We start from the raw sequence: 19694 nt of genomic DNA, 5'->3' as shown, positions 1-19694 counted from the left end.
ACTGCTCACAGGTTGTACTGCTTGCGTTTGCGATACAGGGTCGAGGCGTCGATGCCGAGGGTTTTTGCCGCTTGGTCCAGGGTGCCGGCAGTGGCCAGCACCGCGCCGATGTGCGCTTTCTCCAGCTCGTCCAGGCTCAGCGCCGCGCCAACCCGTGGCGCGTTGTTGGCCGGTTGTTCGGCCATACCAAGGTGGCTGATTTCTACGCGTTCCTGCGGGCAGATGATGCTGGCCCGCTCGACCACGTTGCGCAGTTCACGAATGTTGCCCGGCCAGCGATAGCCGAGCAGCGCTTCGCGCGCCTCATCGCTGAAGCCGCGCGCCGGGCGTGCGTACTCTTTGACGAAACGTGCGAGGAAGCGATCGGCGAGGGTCAGGATGTCTTCGGCGCGCTCGCGCAATGGCGGCAGGTGCAAAGTGATGACGTTGAGGCGATAGAGCAGGTCTTCACGGAAACGGCCGTCGCGAACCATGTCTTCGAGGTTGAGGTTGGTGGCGGCGAGGATGCGCACATCGGCGCGGCGAGTCACCGGATCGCCTACCCGCTCGTATTCCTTGTCCTGGATGAAGCGCAGCAACTTTGGTTGCAGGGTCAGAGGAAAGTCGCCGATCTCGTCGAGAAACAGCGTACCGCCGTCCGCCTGGTTGACCCGACCCAAGGTGCTTTCACTGGCACCGGTGAACGCGCCACGGCTGTGACCGAACAGCTCGCTTTCCATCAGCTCGGCAGTCAGCGACGGACAGTTGATAGTGACGCAGGACTTCTTCTCGCGTTTGCTCCAGCCGTGGATCGCACGGGCCAATTCGCCTTTACCGGTGCCGGATTCGCCGAGGATCAGAATGTTGGCGTCAGTGCTCGCCACCTGACGGGCCGTCTCCAGCACGACTTTCATCGCCGGGCTGTGGGAATCGAGCCCGTCTTTTGGTTTGCGGATCTCGCCTTCGAGCGCTTCAAGACGCGCGGAGAGCTGGCGCACTTCCAATTGTTTGGCGGTGGCCAGACGCAATTGGTCGGGGCTGCATGGCTTGACCAGATAGTCGGCGGCACCCGCCTGGATGGCATCAACAGCGGTGTCGACCGCCGAATGGGCGGTGACGATCACCACGCGCATCCACGGCGCCTGAATGCGCATTTGCGCGAGGACGTCGAGACCGTTGTCCTCGCCCAGACGCAAATCGAGGAAGCACAGATCGAAGACCTGACGTTGCAGCAGCGCTTCGGCCTGAGCTGCACTGTTGGCCGTGGCTACCGTATAGCCTTCATCTTCGAGGCAATAACGAAACGTACGCAGGATGGCGGATTCATCGTCCACCAGCAGAATGCGGCCTTGTTGCTCAGTGGCAGATTCCATTTTTCCTACGCTCCATAGTGATTAGTCTTGGGTTAGTCCCGGAAAAATCGGGCAAGTTGCATGGTTGATTCTGAACGATACCAGCCATAGGAGGGTAGCTCTCTACTGCCATAACGGCCAATTCATTGATTTCGTTGAGTTTTAAAACATTTTGCGTTTTGCAGGGCAGATCCTGCGTCCTCTTCTGACATCCGCGTACCGGTAGCAATTCCATATCATCGAAATTTCCCACGAAATAATCGTGCATTGCGCACGACCGCAGAAGAGCCATCGTGCAGGATGCGTCGCAGTAAATTTCTCATACGCATACAAACCATTGTTTTTATTGGGTTTTTTAGACTTTAAAAAACTGGCATGCAGACTGCAATACCTCACTCAGCCCGGGCAGAACAGCACTGCCCCAACCGAACAAGCGTGAGGAACACAGGATGACTCGCCCAATCGCCGCCCAAGTAGGTATTTCGCCACTGCAGATCCAGCAGGGTCTGTTCGGTGTACTGGCGTTGTTGATCACCCTGATCGTCTGCCAGCAGTACATGAGCTGGGAAAACAGCCGTAAACCCGAGCCACTGATTTCGATGCAGCACAGCACGCAAAAGCACTTCAGTGCCGTGAGCAGCAGCCAGGCCGAAAACGCTTCGATGCACATGATCGATGTCGACCAGGCGCAACCGCTGGATCAACTGCCTCGCGAAGAACGCTGGGTTTTCTAACCCGCTGAATACATTCGGACGCGCAGCGTCGGAAACCGCAAACACCCCTAAATAGAGAAGTAAGGAGAATCACCATGTTGAGCTGGGCAATTACATTCTTGATCATTGCCATCATCGCCGCCGTTCTGGGCTTCGGTGGTATCGCGGGCACCGCCACGGGTATCGCCAAGATTCTCTTTGTCGTGTTCCTGGTGATGTTCATCGCTTCCTTCTTCTTTGGCCGTCGCGGCCGAGGTTAACGATGATCGGTCTCAAGACATTGGCCGCCGCCCTGCTTCTGGGCGGCAGTGCCATGGCCATGGCGGCCAATGACGGCCAGACCCGGGTCAATGAACTGCTCGCCTCCGACGCGCAGTACCGTGAAACCTGGGAAGGCGTGATCAAAAAGGAAGAGCGCGTACCGGAATGGGTGATCAACCTGTCCGGCACCTCCGAGCAACAGATGCATGCCGTTACGGAAGATGGCGATCAATATCTGGTCGGCCCGCTCTGCGAGAGTCAGGACAAGTGCCTGAATCACCGTTTGATCGTTGCCTTCAGCTTCGACAAGGATGACGCCTACGCCATGCTGGTCGATGTGCCGGAAGGTCTGCCGCAGGACAAGTCGCCGACGCGACATGCGACCTATCGCTTCTTCGGCAAACCTGATCAGGGCATGCAGGATCTGCTGATGGAAACCCTGAAGAAAGATCCGAAGTGGTACTGATGCAGGACGCACAAGGTTTTTGAACACGAAAGCAGCGCCCGCTGCTTTTCATTGCGCCACCCGACGAGGGCGGTGCTTGACCAGGGGGCCGGGACGTTCTGACTGATGCAGGGTCGGAGTGACCTACGGGTACAGGGAGTACCTGCGCAAGGGCCGGGTCAGGGTAAAAGCTGCGCCGCAGGTTCGTCGACCCCAGAGTCTGACGAACCTGCGCTGGGCTTTGAACCAGCTCGAATGTTGATCCAGCACGCCAATCCCTTCTGTGAATCGCCCACACTGCGCGCAAAATTGTTTGCGGCGTTTGCGGTGACCGTATATCGACAAAGATCGCGCTCGATCCGTGTGACTTCTAGTCTTGCGATTCAGACTTTTTCCACAAATTTCTGCCGAATTCGCCTGTGAAAAATCCATTCGGCCTACGCTGTAATGGCCGGTTCACGGCGCTTATGCCGGCTTAAATGTCACAATCGAACCGCTTGGGACGCCAGTTTCAATTGAAAAAGCTCATGCCGATTCGGCATAGGGTAGGCGTTTACGGCATTAGACGGCGCCATCTTGCATCGGAATAGTTGCGCCTTTTTTCGCCTGCCGAAGAGCCGTAATTACGCGATTCGGGGCACCTTATACGGAGGCAGATGCACAGACTTTTCCGCTGATCAGCGTTCCAGTTCCTGCATGTGCCTGAGTCAAACGCAAGTAAGGGTAAAGATAATGAAGAAGGCAAAAATCAGCCTCGCCTGGCAGATCCTCATCGGTCTGGTTCTGGGGATTGCACTGGGTGCGTTGCTCAACCACTTCAGCGCCGAGAAGGCCTGGTGGATCAGCAACGTCCTGCAACCGGCAGGCGATATCTTTATCCGTCTGATCAAGATGATCGTGATCCCGATCGTCATTTCCTCGCTGATCGTCGGCATCGCCGGCGTCGGGGACGCCAAGAAGCTCGGGCGTATCGGCCTCAAAACCATCATCTATTTCGAGATTGTCACCACCATCGCCATCGTGGTCGGCCTGGTGCTGGCCAACGTGTTCCATCCGGGCACCGGCATCGACATGAGCACCCTGGGCACGGTGGATATCTCCAAGTACCAGGCAACCGCCGCCGAAGTGCAGCATGAACATGCGTTCATCGAAACCATCCTCAACCTGATCCCGTCGAACATCTTCGCGGCCATGGCCCGCGGTGAAATGCTGCCGATCATCTTCTTCTCCGTACTGTTCGGTCTCGGCCTGTCGAGCCTGCAGTCGGACCTGCGCGAGCCGCTGGTGAAGATGTTCCAGGGCGTCTCGGAAAGCATGTTCAAAGTCACCCACATGATCATGAACTACGCCCCGATCGGCGTATTCGCACTGATCGCGGTGACCGTTGCCAACTTCGGCTTTGCGTCCCTCGTGCCGCTGGCAAAACTGGTGATTCTGGTTTACGTGGCCATCGCTTTCTTCGCCTTCGTGGTGCTGGGCCTGATCGCCAGGCTGTTCGGCTTCTCGGTGCTCAAGCTGATGCGCATCTTCAAGGATGAGCTGGTGCTGGCCTACTCCACTGCCTCCTCGGAAACCGTGCTGCCACGGGTGATCGAGAAGATGGAAGCCTACGGCGCGCCGAAAGCGATCTGCAGCTTCGTGGTGCCAACCGGTTACTCGTTCAACCTCGACGGCTCGACCCTGTATCAGTCGATCGCGGCGATCTTCATTGCCCAGCTCTACGGGATCGACCTGTCCATCAGCCAGCAATTGCTGCTGGTGCTGACCCTGATGGTCACCTCCAAAGGCATCGCCGGCGTACCGGGCGTGTCGTTCGTGGTGCTACTGGCCACCCTGGGCAGCGTTGGCATCCCGCTGGAAGGCCTGGCGTTCATCGCCGGTGTCGATCGGATCATGGACATGGCACGTACCGCATTGAACGTGATTGGTAACGCCTTGGCGGTGCTGGTCATCGCACGCTGGGAAGGCATGTACGACGACGCCAAGGGCCAGCGCTACTGGAACTCCCTGCCGCACTGGCGCAGCAAGGAAAAACTGCCGGCTGGCGAGATTTCCAAGAACTGATGCAAAACCCTGTAGGAGCTGCCGAAGGCCGCGATCTGTTGATCTTGCTGTTAAAAAATAAAATCAAAAGATCGCAGCCTCCGGCAGCTCCTACAGGAAATCAATGCCAGCCCATAACCGGGCGCTGGCAGACCCAGACAAACCCCGGAGCAATCCGGGGTTTGTCGTTTCTGGCGACCCCGTTATCATTCGCCGCATTCTTCGGGGGGTTTGACTGATGCTTAATGGCCTGTGGCTTGGCTTCTTCATCGTGGCAGCCGTGTCGGCACTGGCGCAGTGGCTGGTCGGCGGCCACGCCGGGATCTTCGCGGCGATGGTGGAAAGCATTTTCGCCATGGCCAAGCTCTCGGTCGAAGTCATGGTGCTGCTGTTCGGCACCCTCACCTTATGGCTGGGCTTTCTGCGCATTGCCGAAAAGGCCGGCATCGTCGAGTGGCTGGCCAAGGTCCTCGGCCCGCTGTTTCTGCGGCTGATGCCCGAAGTCCCCGCCGGCCACCCTGCCCTTGGCCTGATCACGCTGAACTTTGCCGCCAACGGTCTGGGCCTGGACAACGCGGCCACGCCGATCGGCCTGAAAGCCATGAAAGCGCTGCAGGAGCTCAACCCCAGCGCCACCATCGCCAGTAACGCGCAGATCCTGTTTCTGGTGCTCAACGCCTCGTCGCTGACCCTGCTGCCCGTGACCATCTTCATGTACCGCGCCCAGCAAGGCGCGCCGGATCCGACGCTGGTGTTCCTGCCGATCCTGCTGGCGACCAGTTGCTCGACCATCGTCGGTTTCCTCTCCGTGGCCTTCATGCAGCGTTTGCGCATCTGGGACCCGGTGGTGCTGGCCTATCTGGTCCCCGGCGCGCTGCTCCTCGGCGGCTTCATGGCCCTGCTCGGCACGCTTTCCGCGACAGCGCTGGCGGGATTGTCGTCGATCCTCGGCAATCTCACGCTGTTCGGCTTGATCATGCTGTTTCTGCTGATCGGCGCGCTGCGCAAGGTCAAGGTCTACGAGGCATTCGTCGAAGGCGCGAAAGAAGGCTTCGATGTGGCGAAGAACCTGCTGCCGTATCTGGTGGCGATGCTTTGCGCAGTGGGTGTATTGCGCGCTTCAGGCGCGCTGGACTTCGGCCTGGACGGTATTCGGCATCTGGTCGAGTGGGCCGGTTGGGACACGCGCTTCGTCGATGCGCTGCCGACAGCGATGGTCAAACCGTTTTCCGGCAGCGCCGCGCGGGCGATGCTCATCGAGACCATGCAGACTTCCGGCGTCGACAGCTTCCCCGCGCTGGTCGCGGCGACGGTGCAGGGCAGTACCGAAACCACGTTCTACGTGCTGGCGGTGTACTTCGGCGCGGTGGGGATTCAGCGCGCGCGGCACGCGGTGGGATGTGCGTTGCTGGCGGAGTTCGCCGGGGTAGTAGGTGCGATCGCTGTCTGCTACTGGTTCTTTGGCTAAGCAAAAAATTCCATTGTGGGAGCGGGCTTGCTCGCGAAGGCGGCGTGTCAGTCACATAGCGTTGCCTGACGCTCCGCCTTCGCGAGCAAGCCCGCTCCCACAGGTTGTAGGGGATCAGCGGGACTGTGGCGCTAATGTCTGGCCTTGCTCGACCGCCCAAGCGACGACTTCGGCCGTAAGCCGATCGCTGGCCTGGCCAAACCCGGCGACCACCGCCGGCACCTGCACATCGCTCAACGGCTGGCGTTCTTCAAAACGGCGGCTGGCGAGGATACGTTGGTCGTATCCGCGCACCAGCAACGCATCGACCCGCACCACAACGCCGGCCTGGGTGCCCTGATATTCGGTCTGAAACGCCTGCAAACTGCCGCCCAGTTCCAGATCCGACTGGAAGTTGCTGTCGTCGGTGCTCAGCAACGTCACTCTGCCGTCACGCTGGAATCCATCGAGCAGGCGATTGCGCAGCAGTACCGGCGCCGGATCGCTCCAGCGCGAGCCCTTGTAGCTGCTGATCACATCGCCCTGCGGGATAACGGCAATGCTCGGCCGGTTCAGCGCTTCGCTGGCCTGCAATTTATTCAGCCGCAACGACCACGACTGCGTCAGCGCATTGGCCGAGGCGGGCGCTGGCGCGGCGGGCAGGCGATAGACGTCCGAGGGTTCCGATTTGGGCAAGATCGAGCACGCGCCGATCAGGGTCAGGCCAGCGCCGAGCAGGGCGATTCGAGTCAGCTTCATGGGGTGAATTCCTTGTTCTTGTCGCTGCCCAGCAGGTAGCCGCTGGGGTTGGCCTCGAGGCGTTGGGAAATGGCGCGCAGTGAGGTCAGCGTCTCGCGCAGTTCGCGAATCGCCGGGGCCAGGCCGTTGAGGCCCTGCATGCCGTTATCCAGCGAATGCTGGTTTTTGCTGAGCAGGCCATTGATGGTCACGCTACTTTGCTCCAGCGACTTCATCGCCTGCTCGGCGCTGCCCAACGCCTGCTTGCCCTGATCATTGAGCAAGCCGTTGGCGTTGCGCATCAGCAGCGAGGTTTGTTCAAGCATGCTGCCGGCCTGCTTGCCGACACTCGCCAATTGCTGCATGGCCTGTTTGATGTCGCCACGCTGGTCGTTGATGGTGCCGGTGGTCTGTTCAAGATGGGCGAGGGTCTTGCTCACGCGCTCGACGTTCTCGGCGGAGAACATGTGATTGGCGTTTTGCAGCAAGGCACTGATGCCGGTCATCAAATCGCTGCTGTCGTTGAGCAGGCGCGAGATAGGCGAGGGCGAGGCGATCAGCGTCGGCAGACTGCCGTCATGGCCGCGCAGTTTCGGGCTCTCGGGCGTGCCGCCGCTGAGCTGGATGATTGAGGTGCCGGTGATGCCGGTCAGCGCCAGTTTGGCCTGGGTGTCTTCCTTGACCGGCGTGTCGCCCGCCAGACGAATCCGCGCCAGCACCCGGCGCGGGTCTTGCGGGTCGAGGCGCAGGCTGACCACATCGCCGACCTTGATTCCGCTGTACTGCACCGAACTGCCCTTGGACAGACCGCTGACCGCCTCGTTGAACACCACTTCGTAATCCTTGAACTCGGTGTCGACGCTGGACTTGGCCAGAAACAGGCCGAAGAGCAGGGCGCCTGCCACCACGACCACCGTGAACAGGCCGATCAACACATGATGGGCTCGGGTTTCCATGTCAGACCTCGTTGAGCAGTTTGGCGGCGTCCAGCGCCGAGCGGCCACGCGGGCCGTGGAAGTATTCGTGAATCCACGCGTCGGCGGTTTCGGAGACGATGTCGATAGGGCCGGCCACCAGCACTTTCTTCTGCGCCAGCACCGCCACTCGGTCGGTGATGGTGTAGAGCGTGTCGAGGTCGTGGGTGACCAGAAACACGCTCAGACCCAACGCATCACGCAGGGTCAGGATCAATTGATCGAACTGCGCCGCGCCAATCGGATCGAGGCCGGCAGTGGGTTCGTCGAGAAACAGGATGTCCGGATCCAGTGCCAGGGCCCGCGCCAGGGCCGCACGCTTGATCATGCCGCCGGACAGCGACGCCGGGTACTTGTCCGCCGCCGACAACGGCAGCCCGGCCAGCGCCAGCTTCACCGCTGCCAGATGCTCGGCGTCGTGGCGACTGAGGCCGGCGTGTTCGATCAGGGGCAGGGCGACGTTTTCGGTAACGGTCAGCGAGGAAAACAGCGCGCCTTTCTGAAACAACACACCGAAGCGCCTTTCGATCAGCGAGCGTTCATGCTCGGGCAGATTCGGCAGGTTCTGGCCGAAGACCTTGACCATGCCTTCGCTGGGCCGATTCAGCCCGACGATGCTGCGCAGCAGCACCGACTTGCCGGTGCCGGAGCCACCGACCACGGCGAGGATTTCGCCTTTGTACACGTCCAGATCAAGGTTCTCGTGCACGCTCTGCGGGCCGAAGCGATTGCACAGGCCACGGACCTCGATCACCGCCTCCGAGGGCGCGCGGGGTAAACGACTCACCAGCCCATCTCCATGAAAAACAGCGCAGCCACCGCGTCGAGCACGATCACCACGAAAATTGACTGCACCACGCTGGAAGTGGTGTGCGCACCGACCGACTCGGCGCTGCCGCTGACCTTGAAACCTTCCAGGCAACCGATCGCCGCGATCAGGAAAGCGAAAATCGGCGCTTTCACCATGCCGACCAGAAAGTGCTGTACACCGATGTCCGATTGCAGCAGCGAGAGGAACATCGCCGGCGAGATGTCCAGCGACACCGCGCAGACCACACCGCCGCCAACAATCCCCGAGAGCATCGCCAGAAAGGTCAGCATGGGCAGCGCCACCAGCAGCGCCAGCACCCGTGGCACCACCAGCAGCTCCATCGGGTCGAGACCGAGGGTGCGGATGGCGTCGATTTCTTCGTTGGCTTTCATCGAGCCGATCTGCGCGGTGAACGCGCTGGCGGTGCGCCCGGCCATCAGGATCGCCGTCAGCAACACGGCGAATTCGCGCAGGAACGAGAAGCCGACCAGATCCACGGTAAAAATTGTCGCGCCGAAACTGGCCAGCACCGTGGCGCCGAGAAACGCCACCACCGCGCCGACCAGAAACGTCAGCAGGGCCACGATTGGCGCGGCGTCGAGGCCGGTCTGCTCGATGTGCGCGATCATCGGCGTGATGCGCCAGCGCCTGGGCCGAAACAGGCCACGGGCGATGACTTCGAGAATCAGCCCGACGAAGCCGAGCAGCTGCGTTGTGTCGCTCCAGACTTTATCCACCGCGCGGCCGATGCGCGTCAGCAGTTGCACGCTGACGCTGACTTCCGGCTCTTTGATCGGCACGCAGAAATCGCTCAGCGAGCGGTACACGGTTTGCAGCAAGGCGCGGTCGGCCGTCGAAAGGGTGCAATCGGGGTGTTCGGCAGACTTGCCCAGCCGTTCGGAACCGAGCAGTTCGACCAGCAACGAGGCGCCGGCGGTGTCGAGAGCGCCGAGGCCGTTCAGGTCGATCGGGGTACTGGCGTCGTATTGACCGTGGAGCTTTTCACTCAGGTGCTTGAGCGCCGTGTAATGGGCCAGCGTCCAGTCGCCGGTGACCCGCAGGCGAGCAGGACTGAGCGCGGTGTCCAGGTGGGCACTGCCGGGGGTTGGGCTGCTGGTCATAAGCTCCGTGCTTGTACGGCCGTTACGAGAGCCTACGTAATAGCACGAACCGGATTACTTTTCTTTGGCCGGTGTGCTGTCCGTAATTGCGAAACGCAGCACGCCGATCAACTGGCCATCCTCGGTCAGCACGCGCACCTGCCATTTGCCCGTCGGGTTACCGGGGAAATTCTGCTTGTGCGTCCACGCCCGGTAGCCTTCCTTGCGCCCGCCATGGATGTCGAGGGCGATGCGGTCAACCTCTTTGCCGTTGAAGGTCCAGACGTGATAGATCCGCTCATCGAGGCCACGCGGCGCGTTGATCGCGGTGTAGGCGTAGAGCCCGCCATTGCGGATCTGCTCGGCGCTGACGGTATCGAGGCTGGCGCCGGGGGTGCGATCCTGCAGCTGCGTGCTGATCGCCACATCGGTCATCCACAGCGTCGCCGGCGGCACCCAGGAACGCAGCGCCCAACCGACGCCACCGATGCCGACGGTAATGAACAGAATCGCCAGGGCGTTGCGCACCGTGCGGATCGGGAAGATCGACGCCAGGCTCGGGAACGACAGCAGCACGGCAATCCCCAGCGCCCATTTGAAACTCTGTGCGGTCGTCAGGTGCATGATCACCGGCAATGCAGTGAGCAGGGCGGCAAACAGCGTCAGCGTGTGCAATGCGAGAAATGCCCAGCGCCGTGGCGCCAGCCATTTGTAATACAGCGGATCGACGATAGAGATCAGTGCGGCAATGCCAAGCAGGCCGGTGAAAATCAACTGACCGCTGTTCCAGGTGGTGGTGATGAAGAAGAACGGCAGGACAAAAAACAGGCTTTCCTGATGGATCATCTGCGTCGCGTAGCGCAGCAGCGGCTGGGGAATCTCGCGTTTGAAGATCCGCGTGAACAGCCCGGTCAGGGTGTTTTCCAGCATCAGCCAGATCCAGCTGAGCAGCATGATCACCGTGATCCAACTGGCCAGCCCCTGTTGGCGATCGACGAGGATGAAACTGCCGACCCCGGAAATGAAACCACCCGCCGCAATGACCCCTGGGTAGCGCTTGATCAGCTCGAGAATGCGCTGGACCAGGAGGGTTAATTTCGACATGTGGGCCATTCACTGCAGGGTAAGGAAATACCCCGACAGAGTAGCGTCCGCCGGGCGTTGTGGCGAGGTTGCGGGTCACATAAATCCACCACACTCCCTGTGGGAGCGGCTTGCTCGCGAATGCGGTGGATCATCCGGCATTGCAGTGACTGACCCGGCGAATTCGCGAGCAAGCCCGCTCCCACAGGGTCAGTGTTCGGCCGGTTTGCGGTGGCGATGCAGACGCCAGCCGATCACGATCAGCAGCAGTACGCCGACACCACCGGCGACCAGCCACAACACCTGATCATCACTGATCAAGGGCTTCTCGATCCTGATATACCCCGGCTGCAACAGCAGCTCGCGCATGGCCTTGTTCGCCGCGTCCAGCGTCACCCCTTGCAACTCCCGAGCGGGATTGGCAAAGCGGCCATCCTGATAGTCGGCCAGCGCGCTCCAGTAATAGTCCGCCAGCGCGCTGTTGCCCTGCACGGCCCAGGCCTGATGGGCGATGGCAGCTTGCTTGATGCGGGCGAAGGTGCTCGGGTCGAGGCCGTTTTTCAGCAGGTCGGCCTTGAGGTCATCGAGTACCTGGATGGCTTCGTCGACGTCATCGCGATCCAGGTCAGCGTTGAGGCTCATGAAGCCGACACCACCGAACACTTCGCGCTCGGCCCACGGCCCGTACGACAAGCCATGGTTTAGGCGAATCTGCCGGTACAGCGCCCAGTCGAGATAATCCTTGAGAATGTCGAACGTCTGGTCGTACTGATCGTCGAGCACCGGTTCCGGCACCAGCCAGTGCAGCTTGGCGCTGTCGCCAATGAAGCCACGGGTGAGGGTGCGCTCATGGGCGGCGCTGGTGCGGATGTCCGGCAGCGCCCGGTGTTCGCTCGGCTCGACCGGCTCGAGCTCACCCCAGGTGCGCTCCAGATAGGCCGGCAGCAGTTTGTCGAGTTCGCCGACGACGATCAGGGTCATGTTGTTCGGCGCGTACCAGGCCTTGCGCACCTTCTCCAATTGCTCCTGGGTAAGATGGCCGACTTCGGCGCGCTGCGGGCATTTCAATCCCAGTTCGACAGCCAGTTGATTGCTCGCGGTATGCCCGAGGTCCTGACGGTCGAGGAAGCGTTGCAGTTTGGTGTAATGGCCGCCGTCCTCACGCTCGACGACCCGTTTCGCCGCGTTGATCGCGTTGCCGTCGATGCGTGTCTGAGTCAGCAGCGCGAGGAGCAGGTCGAGTACCTTGCGCTGGTTTTTCGCCGGGGCTTCGATGACGAACGTGGTGTCGGCATTGCTGGTGAACGCATTCCAGTCACCGCCCAGTGCCTGCATGCGCTCCTCCAGACCGCCTTCGCCAGTGGCGTCGATACCGCTGAACAGCAGGTGTTCGAGCAAATGCGGCAGCTCTTTCTCGTCGCAATCGAAATCATCGAGGCCGACGCCGACCACCAGCCGGATTGCCACATGCCCACGCTCAGTGCCGGGCTTGAGCATCAACTGCAAACCGTTGGGCAGCGCATAGCCTTCGACTTGAAAACGATCCAGGGCGAAGGCGGGCAGGGAGCCGAGCAAGAGGCAGGCGAACAACAGGCAACGCATAACAGGCTTCCATACGGCTGATTTGGAGATCCGTGTCGTCAGTTGCGACCCCAATCGGCGGTCTCAAGGCTGAACCACTGTAACTGACTGACCGCAGCCTCAGACGTTCAAGGCGAATGCGTAATGTCGGCCATGTCATCCACCGCCAGCGCGCCGGTGTCCGCCGTTTCCAGCACCACATAGGCGCTGCTGCAGAACAGCGAGTTGAGCCGCTTCATGTCGGCAATCAATTCCAGATGCAACGAACTGGTCTCCAGACTCTGCACGATCTTGCGCTGCAAACGGCTGACGTGCGCGTGGGCCAGACGCCGCTCCTGCGCACGAAAACGGCGTTTCTCGCGCAACAACTGCCGCGCGCTTTCGCGGTCGCCACTGAGAAACACCGACAGGCCCAGGCGCAGGTTGGCGATCAATTGCTGCTGCAGGCCGGCGAGATCTTCCAGGCCTTCCTCAGAGAACGAACGCCGCTGCGAGGTTTTCTGCTGCTGGATCTTGCGCAGCATGCGCTCGATCAGGTCGGCGGCAAGTTTCAGGTTGATCGCCAGCTCGATGATCTCGGCCCAGCGCCGACTGTCCTGCTCGCCGAGATCCTCGCGAGGCATCTGCGCCAGATAAAGCTTGATCGCGCTGTACAGTGCTTCGACATCGTCGGTCAGGCGGCGCATCTCCTGCGTGACGGCGGTCTGCTTGCCGCGCAGCACATCGAGGGAGGCGTCGAGCATGTTATCGAGCAGATCGCCCATGCGCAGGGTTTCCCGCGCAGCATTGGCCAGCGCCAGGCTCGGCGTGACCAGTGCCGTCGGGTCGAGATGCCGCGGTTTGGCGGTGCCGTTGACCTCCGGCCGCTCCGGCAGCAACCAGGCACATAGCCGCGCCATCGGCCCGACGCTGGGCAGCAGGATCAGACAGCGCGCGGTGTTGTAGAGCAGGTGGAAGCCGATGACCATTTCCTGGGGGCTGAAATCGAGGCTGTCGATCCAGTGCACCAGCGGGTCGAGCACCGGGATGATCAGCAGCAGACCGATCAGTTTGTACAACAGGCTGCCCAGCGCCACTTGCCGGCCGGCGGCGTTCTGCATGCTGGTGCTCATGAAGGCGAGAATGCCGCTGCCGATGTTCGCGCCGATCACCAGACCGATCGCCACCGGCAGGCTGATCACCGCAGCGCCGGCCAGCGTGGCGGTCAGCAGCACGGCAGCGAGGCTGGAGTAGGAAATCATCGCGAACAGCGCGCCGACCAGGGCGTCGAGGAGGATGTCGCCGGTCAGCGAGGCGAAAATCACTTTCACCCCTTGGGCGTGAGTAATCGGCGCGGCGGCTTCAACGATCAACTGCAGAGCGAGGATGATCAGCCCCAGCCCGATCGACACCCGGCCCATCTGCCCGAGCCGCGTCTGTTTACGTGAGAGAAAGAAAATTACCCCGAGGAAGATCAGCAGCGGCGACAACCACGACAGGTCAAACGTCAGCACCCGCGCCATCAACGCGGTACCGACATCGGCACCCAGCATGGTCGCCAGCGCCGGGGTCAGCGCCATCAGGCCCTGGCCGACAAACGAGGTGACCAGCATCGCCGTGGCGTTGCTGCTCTGCACCATCGCGGTGACGAGAATACCGGCGATGAACGCCAGCCATTTCTTCGACATGTTCTGGCCGATGACATGTCGCAAATTGGTGCCGTAAACCCGCAGGATGCCGGTTCGGACGATGTGCGTGCCCCAGATCAGCAGGGCAACGGCGGACAACAAATTGAGCAGGGTGAGCATGTAGACCCCCTGTAGTAGCAGCGCCCCAGAGGGGCAAGTGGACGGCACCGCGCGGTTTCTACGTTTTTGATACTTAAGCTGTAGTTGGCTAACGGTCTGGGCGCCAGCATTGCACAGCTAAAGAACGGAATGAAACAAAACTGTCATGAAAGCCGGTGTATCCAGCCCCGGAATTCGACACGTTTTCCCTGCGTGGCCGAAAACGACTGTGGGAGCGAGCTTGCTGGCGAAAGCGGTGGGCCAGCCAACATTGTTGTCGACTGGCACTCCGTCTTCGCGAGCAGGCTCGCTCCCACAGGTTATTGCGCTTGAGCGGACGAGCAGATTATTGGCCCGGCACATCCTTGCGCAGTTTCACCGGATCCTGCTGCTGTTTCTTTTTGGCCATCGCGCCGCGCAGTTTGATGTTGATCGCTTCCACCGCCAGCGAGAACGCCATGGCGAAGTAGACGTAGCCTTTCGGCACATGCACGTCGAACGACTCGGCGATCAGCACGGTACCGACTACCAGCAGGAACGACAGCGCGAGCATTTTCAGCGACGGGTGCTTGTCGATGAATTCGCTGATCTTGCCCGAGGCCAGCATCATCACCAGCACCGCCACGATAATCGCCGCAACCATGACCGGTACATGCGAAACCATGCCGACCGCAGTGATCACCGAGTCCAGCGAGAAGACGATATCGATGATCGCGATCTGAATGATGGTGTAGAGGAAGTTGCCGCCCTTGCCCGATGGCGCGTCGTCGCTTTCGTCTTCGCCTTCCAGCGCGTGGTACATCTCCTGCGAGCTTTTCCACAGCAGGAACAGGCCACCGAAGAACAGGATCAGGTCACGACCGGAAATGCCCTGACCGAACACCTCGAAGAGGTCGGCGGTGAGGCGCATGACCCAGGTGATCGACAGCAGCAACAGGATCCGCGTGATCATCGCCAGGGCCAGACCGAAGATTCGGGTGCGCGCCTGCATGTGCTTGGGCATGCGGCTGACCAGAATCGAGATCATGATGATGTTATCGATGCCGAGGACGATTTCCAGGGCGGTCAGGGTGAAGAAGGCAACCCAGATTTCGGGGTTGGTCAGCCATTCCATGTGTATTCCTTTGAGCAATTGTTAAACCGAAAAAGGTCCGGGCTTCAAACCGCGAAGCCAGGACCCGAATCGGTGAGTCTTGGGCTTATAGAGTGCTGAACAGCGGGAAAGTCCCCAACAGCAGCGCAGCAATCAGAATGCAGATACACACCAGGATCGCCCATTTCAAGGTAAAACGCTGGTGATCACCGAAATCGATACCAGCCAGCGCCACCAACAGATAGGTCGACGGTACCAACGGGCTCAGCAAGTGGACGGGCTGACCGACGATCGAGGCACGGGCCATTTCCACTGCAGTGATTCCATAGTGACTGGCCGCTTCGGCCAGCACCGGCAACACGCCGTAGTAGAACGCGTCGTTGGACATGAAGAAGGTGAACGGCATGCTCACCAGCGCCGTGATCACCGCCAGGTACGGGCCGAGGAACTCCGGAATCACCGCCAACAGGCTCTTCGACATCGCATCGACCATGCCGGTGCCCGACAGGATACCGGTGAAGATACCGGCCGCAAAGATCAGCCCGACCACTGCCAGCACGCTGCCGGAATGTGCGGCGACGCGATCCTTCTGCATTTGCAGGCACGGGTAGTTGACGATCATCGCAATACTGAACGCCACCATGAACAGCACCGGCAGCGGCAGCAGGCCGCCGATCAGCGTGCACATCAGGCCGAAGGTCAACGCGGCGTTGAACCAGATCAGTTTCGGACGCCGCGCGTCGGGGAATTGCGAGACGCTGATTTCGCTGTGATCGATCTCATCGCCGACCAGATGCAGCTCGCCGAGGCGGGCACGTTCACGTTTGCCGTAGAAGTAGGCAATCAGCAGGATCGCCACTACACCGGCAGCCATCGCCGGAATCATCGGCACGAAAATATCCGACGGGTCGACATGCAGAGCACTCGCCGCACGGGCGGTCGGGCCGCCCCATGGGGTCATGTTCATCACGCCGCCGGCGAGAATGATCAGACCGGCCATGATTCGCGGGCTCATGCCGATGCGGCTGTACAGCGGCAGCATGGCGGCCACGCAGATCATGTAAGTGGTCGCGCCGTCACCATCAAGGGAAACGACGAGCGCCAGAACGGCGGTGCCGACCGAAACTTTCAGCGGGTCGCCCTTGACCAGTTTGAGGATTTTGCGCACGGCCGGGTCGAACAGGCCGGAGTCGATCATCAGGGCGAAATACAGAATGGCGAACATCAACATCACGCCGGTTGGCGCCAGTTTGGTGATGCCCTCTAGCATCATCGGACCGATTTTCGGCGCGAACCCACCAAACAGGGCGAACAGGATCGGGATGATGATCAGGGCGATCAGCGCGGACAGGCGCTTGGTCATGATCAGGAACATGAACGTGATGACCATGGCGAAGCCAAGGAAAGTCAGCATGGGATTACTCCAGGCGTAGCGCGGCTAATGGAATGAGCGGACCGGGCGGGATCAGCGCAGAACGGGAGGCGCGAGGCGTACGAGCGGAGTAACCAGCAGGGAGAGGGAAAAACGGCGGGTTGCAGAAGACATCAGAATCACCATTGTTGTTGTTAATTGGGCCGGGTCTGTGGAACAACCACAGGTCTTGGGCCAACCGGTCTGTTGCCGGGAGTGAGGCGATCCTAATCGGGGAAGCTTTCAGCTACCTTTCGCGATCGAAAGCGATGAATGAACGGTCAACCGGTGGGCGGCTGCAACGAGAGCCAATGAATACGGGAGAAGAGCGGTGGAGACGAACCAGACACATAACGGCGGCTGTCACTGCGCGCACATCCGCTACCGGTTCAGCGCAGCGCTGCAGGACATTGCGCATTGTCACTGTGCGATCTGCCGCAAGGTCAGCGGCGGTATCGTCACCACATGGATCACCGTGCCGGCGGCGAACTTTCAATGGCTGGCCGGAACGCCGGCACGCTATGAATCGTCCGCCAGTTGCGCGCGATACTTCTGCTCAAACTGCGGCGCGCAACTGGCATTGCTGACCTCGCTCAGCCCCGACACCATCGACGTGACCATCGCCACGCTGGATCATCCTGAAATCGCGCCGGCCGAGCGGCACATCTGGACTGACAGCCGATTGCCCTGGCTGCGTCTGGATGAGCATCTGCCGGGCGAAGCCGAAGAAACTCTCGATTAAAACACCGACAGATTCAACGGCCGCAGCGCGCCCATCCAGATGGCGTGTTCGGTGTGATCGAGCAAGTCATCGCCCGTGTCCGGGTGCAGGAATACCACCAGGCCCTTGCGGTTGAGCGCCAGCCAAGGCAGCACTTCGCCGATCAGCTCGGGGCCGAAGGCCAGTTGGCAGCTCCAGTCGGGGTGCGGGCCCACCGGGCGTTCGTGCACGCGGCCCATCTTCAGCGCAAACAGCTGCGCGGCCTGTTCGCACAAGGCCCGCGCCTGGTCGATGGTTTGCGCGTCGAAATAGACATGGGCGTGGTAGCCCTTGATCCCTTGCATCGTGTCGCCTCTCAATCGGTTCGAACCCTTGGCTGTTTCCACCGTCACAGGCCATATGGGCCAACTATAAGGAAAACAGCCATGAAAAATGCCGAAACCCCAGTGGTGAAAGTGGTGCTCTATGGTGCCATGGCCAGCCTGGGGGGTGCGTTGATGGCTGAATTGCTGCGCCGCCAACACGAAGTGATCGCCATTCTCGACGATCTCACTGCGCTCGCGCCGCGACCCGGACTGCGCACAAAAACCGGCGACTTGTTCGACGCCGAGCGGGTCAATCAGAGCGTCGCCGGCACCTCGGCGGTGATCTGTCTGCTGGACGCGCCGGGGCTGCCGTTCAGCAGCGACCATGTCGAGCGCTCGGTCACTCTGGGCCCGGTCGAACAGGTGCTGGCAGTCGACGCACTGGTCGAAGGCTTGCACCTGGCCAGCGTGCCGCGCTTGTTCCTGGTAGGCAACTTCGGTGTACTCGACGAGCCTGACAGTGACGAGCGTCTGCAACGTCACGCCGCTGAAGAAATCCTCGAGGCGGTGCAAAGCAGCTCACTGCGCTGGACCCTGGTCAATGCGCCGCACGGCGTTGCCGGATTGACCATCGAGCATTTCAGTCAGGTTGGCGGAAATCTCGAGCCGGGGCTTGCCGAACCCTTGGAGCGCTTGAACCGCGTGGCAGTGGGGATTGCCGATGAGCTGCGGCTCAATCTGCATGTGGGACAGCATGTGAATTTTGTAGCGGCTTCAGATATTTAAAAGATCGCCTGCAGGAGCTGCCGGAGCTGCCGGAGGCTCGGGCCGCGATCGGACGATCTTTTGCTCTTCACACCGCAATCGAGGGCAGGGCCAGACCGTTAAGCGATTCGGCACTGCTGGCCTGTTCCGCCATTAACCAATCAACAAACTCTTGAATCAACGCACCCCGACGTTTGCGCTGCGGCAGCACCACGTAATACCCCAGCCGCGACAGCGTGGTTTGCGCCAGCGGCCGGCACAGCAAACCCTGCATCAGCAAGTTATCCACAAGGTGACGCCAACCAATCGCCACACCTTGCCCGCCAATCGCCGCTTGAATCAGCAACGTGTAATTGTCGAAGCGCAACTGACCCGGCGCCGGCGGCGTGGTCAGGCCAAGTTGACGGAACAGCCCGCTCCAGTCGAACCAGTTGCTGCTGTTTTCGCCGCGCAGGTGCAGCAGCGGAAATTCCAGCAGGGCCTGCGCGGGCAACGGCAATGAACGGTCCTTGAGCAGCAGCGGGCTGCACACCGGGAACACTTCTTCGCTGAACAGCCAGTGGCTCTCGCCCTGCTTGAATCGACCATCGCCAAACAGGATCGCCACGTCGATGTCGGTGCGCAGCATATTGTGGTTGCGCTCGCTCGTGACGAGGCTGACATCGATGTGCGGGTTGGCTTCGTGGAAGCGGTGCAGGCGCGGCATCAGCCAATAGGCGGCGAACGCGAAATCGGTCGCGACCTGCAGCACTTCATGTTGCTGCTGAGCGCTGATTGCGCTCAATCCTGCGTCGATGTTCTGCAAACCCAAGGTAACTTGCTCGAAAAGCAGGGTACCCACCTCAGTCAGCTCAATGCCCCGGTAAATCCGATCGAAGAGGCGTGTTCCGAGTTGTTCTTCCAGGCGTTTGATCTGCTGGCTGATCGCCGGTTGTGTCGTACCAAGCTCAACCGCAGCCGCAGTGAAACTGCGATGGCGCGCCGCCGCTTCAAAGGCACGAAGAAGATCGAGGGACAGGTCGCCGAGGGCCTCATACATAAGCTGTGCTTATCCTAGTCATTGTCTGTGGCGGGCTTTACCGAAGAAAGCATGGGATTCATGCTCG

General features: G+C 60.7%; 19 protein-coding genes. 7 read left to right on the top strand and 12 right to left on the bottom strand.

The genetic code is table 11. From position 1 onward, the window contains the following. Positions 1-5: 5 nt before the first annotated feature. A complete protein-coding gene (gene algB, locus ACIGDJ_RS24260) occupies positions 6-1352 on the bottom strand; it encodes a sigma-54-dependent response regulator transcription factor AlgB (protein ID WP_039757147.1) in 1347 nt (448 codons plus the stop codon). Positions 1353-1780: 428 nt separating this feature from the next. Here algB and ACIGDJ_RS24255 point away from each other — a divergent pair, with 428 nt between their 5' ends. The 5 genes from ACIGDJ_RS24255 to ACIGDJ_RS24235 all read left to right on the top strand — a co-directional run bounded on the left by ACIGDJ_RS24255 (position 1781) and on the right by ACIGDJ_RS24235 (position 6261). Further along, complete coding sequence (locus tag ACIGDJ_RS24255) at positions 1781-2065, top strand: hypothetical protein (RefSeq protein ID WP_101159675.1); 285 nt, start codon at positions 1781-1783, stop codon at positions 2063-2065. A gap of 74 nt (positions 2066-2139) precedes the next feature. Then, complete coding sequence (locus ACIGDJ_RS24250; protein WP_003177151.1) at positions 2140-2304, top strand: DUF1328 domain-containing protein; 165 nt, start codon at positions 2140-2142, stop codon at positions 2302-2304. Between the two features lie 2 nt (positions 2305-2306). Next, positions 2307-2771, top strand: a complete 465-nt coding sequence (locus tag ACIGDJ_RS24245) for an inhibitor of vertebrate lysozyme family protein (RefSeq protein WP_016772356.1) — start codon at positions 2307-2309, stop codon at positions 2769-2771. Positions 2772-3482: 711 nt separating this feature from the next. Beyond that, positions 3483-4814: a glutamate/aspartate:proton symporter GltP gene (gene gltP, locus ACIGDJ_RS24240; RefSeq protein WP_101159677.1), complete on the top strand. Its 1332-nt coding sequence runs from the start codon at positions 3483-3485 to the stop codon at positions 4812-4814. Between the two features lie 217 nt (positions 4815-5031). Further along, positions 5032-6261 carry a nucleoside recognition domain-containing protein gene (locus ACIGDJ_RS24235; RefSeq protein WP_397479850.1) on the top strand — a complete coding sequence of 410 codons (1230 nt, stop codon included), beginning with the start codon at positions 5032-5034 and terminating at the stop codon, positions 6259-6261. A gap of 114 nt (positions 6262-6375) precedes the next feature. Here ACIGDJ_RS24235 and ACIGDJ_RS24230 read toward each other — a convergent pair whose 3' ends face one another. The 9 genes from ACIGDJ_RS24230 to ACIGDJ_RS24190 all read right to left on the bottom strand — a co-directional run bounded on the left by ACIGDJ_RS24230 (position 6376) and on the right by ACIGDJ_RS24190 (position 16800). Next, entirely contained in the window at positions 6376-6999 is a 624-nt protein-coding gene (locus ACIGDJ_RS24230; RefSeq protein WP_313000448.1) for an ABC-type transport auxiliary lipoprotein family protein, read from the bottom strand. After that, the gene (locus ACIGDJ_RS24225; protein WP_313000446.1) at positions 6996-7934 is read right to left on the bottom strand and encodes an MlaD family protein; all 939 of its coding nucleotides are present in this window, start codon (positions 7932-7934) and stop codon (positions 6996-6998) included. Before ACIGDJ_RS24225 ends, ACIGDJ_RS24230 begins: the two co-directional genes overlap by 4 nt. Before the next feature lies 1 nt (position 7935). After that, positions 7936-8739, bottom strand: coding sequence for an ATP-binding cassette domain-containing protein (locus tag ACIGDJ_RS24220; protein WP_313000444.1), 804 nt, complete (start codon positions 8737-8739; stop codon positions 7936-7938). Next, positions 8736-9884, bottom strand: a complete 1149-nt coding sequence (locus ACIGDJ_RS24215; protein ID WP_101159682.1) for an ABC transporter permease — start codon at positions 9882-9884, stop codon at positions 8736-8738. The genes ACIGDJ_RS24220 and ACIGDJ_RS24215 overlap by 4 nt, the downstream gene beginning before the upstream one ends. A 54-nt stretch (positions 9885-9938) precedes the next feature. After that, positions 9939-10967, bottom strand: a complete 1029-nt coding sequence (locus tag ACIGDJ_RS24210; protein WP_101159683.1) for a DUF5924 family protein — start codon at positions 10965-10967, stop codon at positions 9939-9941. Positions 10968-11156: 189 nt separating this feature from the next. Beyond that, on the bottom strand, positions 11157-12548 hold the full coding sequence (locus ACIGDJ_RS24205; RefSeq protein WP_397479849.1) for a M16 family metallopeptidase: 1392 nt from the start codon (positions 12546-12548) through the stop codon (positions 11157-11159). A 107-nt stretch (positions 12549-12655) separates the two neighbouring features. After that, entirely contained in the window at positions 12656-14314 is a 1659-nt protein-coding gene (locus tag ACIGDJ_RS24200) for a Na/Pi cotransporter family protein (RefSeq protein ID WP_101159685.1), read from the bottom strand. Between the two features lie 325 nt (positions 14315-14639). Further along, positions 14640-15407 (bottom strand): TerC family protein, encoded by a 768-nt coding sequence (locus ACIGDJ_RS24195; RefSeq protein ID WP_313000434.1) that lies wholly within the window; start codon positions 15405-15407, stop codon positions 14640-14642. Between the two features lie 85 nt (positions 15408-15492). Continuing rightward, positions 15493-16800, bottom strand: a complete 1308-nt coding sequence (locus ACIGDJ_RS24190; protein ID WP_101159687.1) for a CitMHS family transporter — start codon at positions 16798-16800, stop codon at positions 15493-15495. Between the two features lie 328 nt (positions 16801-17128). On the opposite strand from ACIGDJ_RS24190, the gene ACIGDJ_RS24185 reads away from it, so the two are divergent. Continuing rightward, positions 17129-17539: a GFA family protein gene (locus ACIGDJ_RS24185; RefSeq protein ID WP_101159688.1), complete on the top strand. Its 411-nt coding sequence runs from the start codon at positions 17129-17131 to the stop codon at positions 17537-17539. On the opposite strand, the gene ACIGDJ_RS24180 is transcribed toward ACIGDJ_RS24185, so the two are convergent. Beyond that, complete coding sequence (locus tag ACIGDJ_RS24180; protein ID WP_101159689.1) at positions 17536-17862, bottom strand: DOPA 4,5-dioxygenase family protein; 327 nt, start codon at positions 17860-17862, stop codon at positions 17536-17538. The two genes, ACIGDJ_RS24185 and ACIGDJ_RS24180, sit on opposite strands and share 4 nt — an antisense overlap. 81 nt (positions 17863-17943) lie before the next feature. Here ACIGDJ_RS24180 and ACIGDJ_RS24175 point away from each other — a divergent pair, with 81 nt between their 5' ends. Beyond that, positions 17944-18609, top strand: a complete 666-nt coding sequence (locus ACIGDJ_RS24175) for an NAD(P)-dependent oxidoreductase (protein WP_101159690.1) — start codon at positions 17944-17946, stop codon at positions 18607-18609. A 67-nt stretch (positions 18610-18676) separates the two neighbouring features. Here ACIGDJ_RS24175 and ACIGDJ_RS24170 read toward each other — a convergent pair whose 3' ends face one another. Next, positions 18677-19627: a choline sulfate utilization transcriptional regulator gene (locus tag ACIGDJ_RS24170; RefSeq protein WP_101159691.1), complete on the bottom strand. Its 951-nt coding sequence runs from the start codon at positions 19625-19627 to the stop codon at positions 18677-18679. Positions 19628-19694 lie beyond the last annotated feature (67 nt).

The sequence above is a fragment of the Pseudomonas sp. NPDC079367 genome (assembly GCF_044542195.1).
Classification (GTDB): Bacteria; Pseudomonadota; Gammaproteobacteria; order Pseudomonadales; family Pseudomonadaceae; genus Aquipseudomonas.
Note: the sequence above shows the minus strand (reverse complement) of the source record. Positions and strands in the feature narration are given on the sequence as shown.